This window comes from Bacillus sp. XF8, from assembly GCF_017498755.1.
Taxonomy (GTDB): domain Bacteria; phylum Bacillota; class Bacilli; order Bacillales; family Bacillaceae_G; genus Bacillus_A; species Bacillus_A bingmayongensis.
Map to the genome: position 1 here is coordinate 1 of NZ_JAGDQK010000090.1, position 4,742 is coordinate 4,742.

The following is a 4,742-nucleotide window of genomic DNA, read 5'->3' on the forward strand; positions in this document are numbered from 1 at the left end:
TAAAAAGTGTTTTAAGGGTTTTTTAGTTTATTTGAACGAAAGTTCATTTTGTTTCCGTTCTTAAGTTGATGGGCATGTGAGCGGTACCCCATATAAAGAAATTTTAAACATCTTAATCTGCCTTTCCTTTATGTAAATATGGGAATAATGAAATTACCCCAAGGATAGCTAAACAAGCTCCAATCCATAGCGGAGATACAAAACCATATCCTTTACTGATCCCAAGACCACCTAGTGACGAACCAATAACAATACCTAGCGTAATAAAAGAACTATGAACGGTATTTATCATTATTCCATTACTAGCTGTTTTCATCACCCTCGCAACCATAGCTGGATTCAATGCTACACCAGTTAAACCAATAAAAATCATAGAAATAATTGCAATGTATTTATTCTCTGCACTTAAAGCAAATAAAGACAACGCTATGATTAATATAATTAATCCACCCATAAGCATTTTCATTGTAAATTTATCAGCGAACTTGCCAATTATTATATTCCCAATTACCGTCGCACTACCATAGAGAGCAAGTAAATATGGAATGCTTGTGCTTGAAAAGCCTGTGACATTTGTAAAGATTGGAGTGAAATAACTAAATGCTGCAAACGTACCACCAATAATGAACATACTTGTTACGTACGCTGCCCAAAGATGAATATTCTTAAATCGCAGAAGTTCGTCTTTCCAATTTAATTGCTCTTTATTTGAAGATGATGGTAACAACCGTTGAATCATAATCCCTGATACTAGCACAAGAACAGAAACAGCCCCAAAACTAATACGCCAGCCAAAATATTGCGAAATAACGGTTGTTATAGGTAAACCTAATACAGTTGCGAACATTAAACCTGCAAGTACAATTGATGCAGCTTTTCCCCTTGAATCAGAGTGAACCAATGTTGCAGAAAAGGAAATCGCAACTCCAAAAGCTGAAGCTGAAGCAGTACCAGTTATAATACGTGAAATCATCATAATATTATAGTTCCAAGCAATAGCTCCGAGAGATTGACCAATTAAAAATACGAACATTAAAAACAATAATGCTTGTTTGCTGCGCATTCGTAAGAGGATTGCAGTTAAAATGGGGCCTCCTATTACCATTGCTCCTGCATAAGCTGAAATTAAATACCCAATAGATGATACAGAAACCTGGAATGCAAGAGCAAGTTCATTCATCATACCTGCAACCATAAATTCTGATGTAGTCATACAAAAGATTGCTAAAGCTAATAAATAAATAATCGATGGCATAAAAACACTCCTTATTCATTATTGTAATGATTGGTACAAAAATAGTGCGAAAAAAGAGCGCACTAAGCGCCACAAATAGACTCCATTGTTCCTTTGATAACTTGTTCAGACAACATCCGATTTTGCATCGATACATTAAGAACACGGAATCCGTAATAACTGCTTAAAAGCAGACTAGCTAATTCCTCAGCTGATTGCTTCTTTGAAATTTCACCTGTTTGCAATCCTTCCTCCATCACTGTTTCAATAGCTTGTTTAAGAAGTTCAACATGCTTCGAGAAAATTTCTTGTACCATTAAATCGTTTTTAGCACGTTCTATACTGGCATTAATCAATAAACATCCTTTTTGATCAATATTCTCAAAGTCTTCTTTCAATGCCCATTCAAAAAAATTACTTAATCGTTCTTTAACTGGAATTGGAGTATCTAACAATTTCCTTTGTTCCCTAATCCCAATTTCATGGTAGCGTTCTAATACTTGTTTATACAGTTCATGTTTACTACCGAAAGTATTGTATAAACTTCCTTTTCCAAGTCCTGTATCACTGCATAAATCTTGTGTAGAACACCCTTCATATCCTCTTAACCAAAATGTTTTCATTGCAACATCTACAATTGAGGAATAATCAAACTCTCGGGGTCTGCCGCGTTTATTCAATCGTATCCTCCTCTCATTTTAAAGATAACATTAATAGAATACTCTTTTTTGTACCACGCGGTCAATAATTTTAGATTACGAATAATTAAAAATAGCCCCCTTATTCAAGTTGCCTAGCGAAAAAATCACGTTTTAATAGGCTTCTTTAGTATGCCTATCTTTCTATAAATTACCAGATATGAAACAAGGATCGTTTCATAACTAGTAATTTACTTGGTTAGCTTGATGGGTATGTGACGATACCCCATGCCCATCAACTTAAGAATTTAGAATTACCCCAAAACGAAAAAATTTGTACATTTTCACCTGGAGATGTCAATTTTCTCGTTTTAGGGTATTTTGTTTTGTTAACTTGATGGGCATGGGGTTACCATATCAAAAAAGAACATTGTACGTTTAGACACAATTTGGAACCATTTTAGCCGATTCCCTGTACGTTAAGCAGTCGGTTGTTTAAATTCATTTTTCTTTCAAATCTTTTTCTCAGAGCTGGTTTCTCTATCCTCTATTTTGTCTAAAGATTATAGCAGTGCCAAGTGATGCGAAAGCTGGTACGAAAATATCTCCCTCAGCTGTTTCCACCACTGGGAACCCATTTCTTTCGATAAATTTACGTGTAACCGAGATATCATGTACTGCAACTGCATATCCTATAAATCCTGGCAAAGGAGGCGTCACTTCACCTGGCAAAATATCGTTCAGTCGAGATTCAGGAACAATCGTTAGATACGCACCATTAAGGTCAAAAATGCTTGTCACACCTTTTGTTTGTGCATCACGACCTAGATAGCGCTGATAACGTTTGATGAAGTCATCAAGCTCAGGATCAGCAACACAAAGAATTACTTCAACAAGCTCAATCGCTCCATTCGGATGATTCATATGGGCTTGTGTTTGCAAAATCTCTAGAGGTGGATTCTCAGCGATAGCCAAACGACCTTCAGGCACATCTTCCCGATCAATTTCTATATAGTTCAAAGGGACTATTTGTGTTCCGGCTTCTGTCTCTATAGGACGTTGCACAGCATTAACACCACTATGCCCAACACCGTCTTGATTGAACTGAACTGCAGAATCCTTCGCATTAGATGTACAAAAACACAAGATGTGTGTTCCTTCGAATCTTGATAGGGAATTAGAAATAGTATTAACAGTGCGTCTGATATTTTCGAGAATTCGAGGAAGTACAGTTGGTGGAGCCTGAAGAGGCACAAAGTTCGCATCTTGAGGAATCCGTTCTCCATTTTCCACTATAGTAACGATTTCGATAAAATTATGGAGAAATGTAGCATGTGTATTTGCTGCACCCAATGGTTTAGGCACTTCGTCTTCCTTTTCAGCTATCGTCGGATAGGCTGGTGGAGGACATATGAAACCCAGCTTTCGGTACAGATCCAGTGCAACTCTCATATCTGTTACAACATGTCCTACATGATGAATATGCTTGATTTCAGATTTCATAGCACCACTCCTTCCTTATGTTTGGAATTTGTTTTTTATTGTTACTCACAGGAAATTAAGAGGTTTGTTCTTGCAAATAGGAGTATCACCAGCATTTTAGAAATTTACCACGCTAAAGGATTTTTAATTGCGTTGCATTCAAAACATTATATTTTGCATAACTTGTGTTAGAGCTGTAAATGAATTTTGCTTTTCTAATGCAACAAAAATGATTTTGTGGTGTATCAAAATGTTCTCAAAGGGATAATTTTCACATCAAATTATGCTAAATTTTGTTTAACGTAGTTATTTTCCAATTTGCTGACCGTACACCTATCTATACGTACAGAAGTCGGTTAAAATGTGTCTAAACGTACAATGTTCTTTTTTGATATGGTGACCCCTTCAAGTCCATATGCATATTCTGGAGCGAATAATTCAGGATTCCCTCGAAATGATGATCCATTCTTTAATCCAAGTCAACCAATTGATATTTCGGACGACGATTTACCTTTCTAAAGTTAAGGTGGAGTGTATAAAAGGAGGAAACAATAGATGGAAGATACACAATATCCTTTATCACAAAGGTGTAAAGAGGTTATTATAATGATTGTAAGCTTTTGGATTATCATGTTTTTAATCTTTGGAGAAAGCTTGTTACAATAAAAAATGGCATAGGGTAAGAAATATAGAGCTATAGAAAATATAAGGGAGAGGTTTCATGAAATCAACAGGAGTAACTCGAAAATTAGATAATTTAGGACGCATCGTTATACCAATGGAGTTAAGACGCACGCTGGAAATTGAAGAAAAGACACCATTAGAGATTTATGTAGAAGGTGAAAAGGTTATCTTGAAAAAGTATGAAGTGCATGGCGCTTGTGCAATAACAGGAGAAGTATCTGATAAGAATATTACTTTAGCAGACGGAAAGATTACGCTAAGCCCGACAGGTGCAGAGCTTATAATAGAAGAATTACAGAAGAATCTTGTAAAATAATTGGCTCCTTTCAGAGGAGCTTTTTCAAAATACATACTAATAATTTCACGTACCGTATTTATTAAAAATTTCACCAAGGGATTCTTGCCCTCTTCTGAAGTCGATGTGCTACGATAGTTCTATATTCTCATTTTGACAGTAATAGGCGGCGTATCTATGAAAAATCATATAAAAGTGAATGGACAGATTCGTCAAACAAATAAGAAATGGTTGCATCTAAGACAACAACAAAAAGAACGCATTTCTAATTGGCTTCGTAGGGAATATAGAAAATTTGTACAACTGAATCATAGAAGACCTAAAAGGTTCTATTGCAAAGATTTCTAAACTGAGATAACCTGTAGAAAAAGTGTGAGCAGGAGAATGATATATGGGGTATTTTAAAGGA

The 4,742-nt window shown here is 35.8% G+C and carries 4 protein-coding genes and 2 pseudogenes; 3 read left to right on the forward strand and 3 right to left on the reverse strand.

The features are described 5' to 3' along the window. Nucleotides 1–112: 112 nt before the first annotated feature. The 3 genes from J4P91_RS28255 to J4P91_RS28265 all read right to left on the reverse strand — a co-directional run bounded on the left by J4P91_RS28255 (nucleotide 113) and on the right by J4P91_RS28265 (nucleotide 3,375). Nucleotides 113–1,255: an MFS transporter gene (locus J4P91_RS28255; protein ID WP_207996737.1), complete on the reverse strand. Its 1,143-nt coding sequence runs from the start codon at nucleotides 1,253–1,255 to the stop codon at nucleotides 113–115. Nucleotides 1,256–1,317: 62 nt separating this feature from the next. Further along, on the reverse strand, nucleotides 1,318–1,914 hold the full coding sequence (locus tag J4P91_RS28260; protein WP_207996738.1) for a TetR/AcrR family transcriptional regulator: 597 nt from the start codon (nucleotides 1,912–1,914) through the stop codon (nucleotides 1,318–1,320). A 498-nt stretch (nucleotides 1,915–2,412) separates the two neighbouring features. Further along, nucleotides 2,413–3,375, reverse strand: a complete 963-nt coding sequence (locus J4P91_RS28265; RefSeq protein WP_207996739.1) for a VOC family protein — start codon at nucleotides 3,373–3,375, stop codon at nucleotides 2,413–2,415. A 402-nt stretch (nucleotides 3,376–3,777) separates the two neighbouring features. Here J4P91_RS28265 and J4P91_RS28270 point away from each other — a divergent pair. The 3 genes and pseudogenes from J4P91_RS28270 to J4P91_RS29300 all read left to right on the forward strand — a co-directional run. After that, nucleotides 3,778–3,873 (forward strand): annotated as a pseudogene (locus J4P91_RS28270) (single-stranded DNA-binding protein); the annotation flags it as partial. A gap of 202 nt (nucleotides 3,874–4,075) precedes the next feature. Next, on the forward strand, nucleotides 4,076–4,354 hold the full coding sequence (locus J4P91_RS28275; RefSeq protein WP_207996740.1) for an AbrB/MazE/SpoVT family DNA-binding domain-containing protein: 279 nt from the start codon (nucleotides 4,076–4,078) through the stop codon (nucleotides 4,352–4,354). Between the two features lie 156 nt (nucleotides 4,355–4,510). Further along, nucleotides 4,511–4,663, forward strand: a pseudogene (locus J4P91_RS29300) (transposase); the annotation flags it as partial. Nucleotides 4,664–4,742 lie beyond the last annotated feature (79 nt).